This is a genomic window from Lentilactobacillus dabitei (genome assembly GCF_019061365.1).
Taxonomy (GTDB): domain Bacteria; phylum Bacillota; class Bacilli; order Lactobacillales; family Lactobacillaceae; genus Lentilactobacillus; species Lentilactobacillus dabitei.
The window spans coordinates 3177-6172 of the sequence record NZ_JAHPPD010000119.1; the positions used below are offsets into that span (position 1 = coordinate 3177).

Sequence of the window (2996 nt, forward strand, 5' to 3'; positions counted from 1 at the left end):
ACCGAGTAGTGCTCCGAAAAACTGGTGCTAAACATATAAGGGCGCCTGAATCAAAATCCAAAACCAGGATCTTAATTCAGGCGCCCTTATACGACCGCACCAAAACGTTTTTCTCCGCACGCTTACTTATTTTTCTCATACAATATCTGTTCAAACTTCTCCCTCAAACTCTCAGTTAGCATAATAATGTTCTTTGGGGTTCTATTGATACTTAAGTCAAAGCAGAACCTCAACGGGACGCCCATGTTATAATCTTCTTCGTAGGCTTTTACTTGCTTTGGATCGATTTCGCTTGTGTAGCCCATCAGGTATTTCATCCCGACTCGCTTGTGGGGATCCCATTCAGATACATTCTTCTGACCATCCAGCAGGCCACTCACGTTAATTGCCTCCAGTGCCCTCACCAGTGTACTGGTATTACTAATCTTATGCTGGACACCTAAGAAGACAATATATCGCTTCAACACTGGGATAACCGATGTGAAGAAAACATTTGTGGCCGCAATTCTTTGCGGAAATAATTCTGAAACTACTTCTGTAACAGACTTTGCAGTATACCGCCTCGGACTCCGTAGTTGATATTTATAAGCCAAACCAACGAATGCCTGGGTAATATAAAAGGCAGCTGCTTTTTCTGGCTTATTTAATTTTTGAAATGAGCGGGTTGTCCGAAAGCGATTAAACCATAGACGATTATTTTCAACTTGCTTTTCAAATTCGACTTCCGAATAAGCTGTTCGTTGTTGCACAAGACCGCCCCCTCTACTTAAGATATTAACACGCTCAACGATTTTTAAGAATGAATTTGACCTTGATCATTTTCAAAGCAAATGAAATATTATACAATGAAGTTCATTGTTCATTTAAGGAGAATAGATACATAATGGCTAAACTACAGGACTTCCACCAACGCTTCTATTATCTCTGCTTATCAATAATTATAAACGCCGCTGGCAACGCCCTTGCCATCTCAAGTAACCTTGGGAGCGCTGTCTGGACCGGATCTGCAGTGAATTTATCTAAATGGGTCAACATCCCGCTTGGTAATACTTTATTCATCTACGGAATTATTGTCACCATTGCCAATCAATTGCTCATTGGCTCATTTGACCGCAGGCGATTTGTTTCAAACCTGCTATTTACATTGCCCTTCAGTTACTTAGTTCAGTTCGCCCAATTTATTTTTGATTCAATCGGCGTTCCCAGCTTGGATTTCTGGGCCCGAATTATTTTAGACATCATTGGCTTGTTTGGGGTTGCCGTGGCTGTTTCAATGTATTCGCGGGCAAACCTCATCATGCACCCAAATGACGACCTGGCATACATTATTCGCTTCAAATTTATCCACGGCAGCGCCATTTTGTCACAATGGCTCAGCTACATTCCACCAGTCATTATCATCACAGTTTCCTATTTCTCAACTGGCAAAATCTACGCCATCGGTTTTGGAACCGCGTTTGCCTTGATTTTTCAAGGGCCAATGATGAAGTGGTCGGACACCCACGCCTTTCCAAAGCTTAAGCATCACGTTGATCTCTAATGAAGGAACTAATTTGCTTTTTCGTCTTCTTCGTTTCAAGAAGGTTTTCCCATAGCGCATAATCATGAAAACCATCCCGAAAGTTCGTCACAGTGACTTTTATATTTGTCGTTGCCTCTAAAGCAGCGACAAATTTTTTATCGCTCGGAACCAACAATTCATTGTCGCCGTAAAAGATTTGCAGGGAACCAGTCAATGACTTGCTCGGCAAATAAGGATCAATCCAATGCAGACCTCCTAAGCCTAATTTGAACTCCGTCGCAATTTGTTTGAGGACGTCAAAATCCAGCATGACATCTTCAGTTGCCCTATCAGCAAATTCCGAATCATTTAAATCCAAATCCAACCATGGGGAGATCAGGACGGTCCCAGCAATCTGATTGGCGTGTTGAAACAGCAATTGAGCCGCAATTACAGCGCCAGCCGAATCAGCAATCAAAAAGATGGGCAACTCGTTGGCGGCCACCTTCTGCAAAGCAGTGGCTGCAAATTTCGAAATATCAGCCGCAGAATGCGTTGGCAATAAAGGAAAATCCGCAATCTTCAGTCGACTACCTGATAATTCTGCAATCGAACGAATCATTGTCAACTGATCTTCATTCATTGGCACTCGAAATGCCCCGCCATGGAAATATAAAAGTTGACTAGCCGAATCTGGGACTACATCAAGTGTCACCAACCGCCCGTGGTCAAATTGATCAATTATCGCTCCAGCTGGCGGTTCATCGAAAAGATCAAGCTTTTGATTCGGGTGTAAGAAACTTTGGCTAATTATCTGTTTATAATTTTGCACTCGAAATTGTTTCAGCAACCGTCTTGCCGCAAAACTCATGGAATTCACCGCCTCCTTTCACTCCTTACTGTAATACAACCAGCGAAATAAGAACTGCTTTTTGTACTTTCCACTAAAGTTCACACTTTCTTCACAATTTGTTCAATCTTTGACCACATTCTTCGATTATAGTTGTATTTGAAATGTGAGTTTACTAATAACTTACGTTAGCAATAGATTAAATCCCCCTTTAATTTATTACTTTTGTATTCATATTCTTCCCCTAGAATATAGGTATCTTGAGATAAGGCATCCCCGTGCCTTATCTTTTTTCTTCCTTAAATTTAAAAGTTCACACTTTCTTCACAATTTATTCAATCTTTAGCAACAAACTCCAGATATACTGAAAGTATAAGTTATGAAGCGAGCGAATCACTTCATATCGGTAGCAAATTGAATCCCCCTTTAGTTTGTTACTGTAGTATTCATATTCTTCCCCTAGAATATAGGTATTTTGAGATAAGGCATCCCCGTGTCTTATCCTTTTTCTTCAAGAACTGATTTTGTCTCTCCCCCAATAGACAAAAGTAAAAAGAACAACATATTTGAAGTGCAACAGAAAAGTTAGACAAGTTTAGATATTGATTTAAGCTACCATGGCTTGATTCCTGTATTCTACAGGGG

General features: G+C 40.7%; 3 protein-coding genes. 1 reads left to right on the top strand and 2 read right to left on the bottom strand.

Annotated features, from left to right (window positions below; genetic code table 11):
- Positions 1-122: 122 nt before the first annotated feature.
- On the bottom strand, positions 123-749 hold the full coding sequence (locus tag KTE19_RS12535) for a hypothetical protein (protein WP_217165345.1): 627 nt from the start codon (positions 747-749) through the stop codon (positions 123-125).
- Positions 750-883: 134 nt separating this feature from the next.
- Here KTE19_RS12535 and KTE19_RS12540 point away from each other — a divergent pair, with 134 nt between their 5' ends.
- Positions 884-1540, top strand: a complete 657-nt coding sequence (locus tag KTE19_RS12540; RefSeq protein ID WP_217342411.1) for a YczE/YyaS/YitT family protein — start codon at positions 884-886, stop codon at positions 1538-1540.
- On the opposite strand, the gene KTE19_RS12545 is transcribed toward KTE19_RS12540, so the two are convergent.
- Positions 1518-2372: an alpha/beta hydrolase gene (locus tag KTE19_RS12545; protein ID WP_217342412.1), complete on the bottom strand. Its 855-nt coding sequence runs from the start codon at positions 2370-2372 to the stop codon at positions 1518-1520. The genes KTE19_RS12540 and KTE19_RS12545 overlap by 23 nt on opposite strands.
- Positions 2373-2996 lie beyond the last annotated feature (624 nt).

What these genes read in the sequence shown, in the direction of transcription:
- KTE19_RS12540 (WP_217342411.1), top strand. Translation starts at nt 884, where the DNA reads ATGGCTAAACTACAGGACTTCCACCAACGCTTCTATTATCTCTGCTTA.
- KTE19_RS12545 (WP_217342412.1), bottom strand. Translation starts at nt 2,372, where the DNA reads ATGAGTTTTGCGGCAAGACGGTTGCTGAAACAATTTCGAGTGCAAAAT.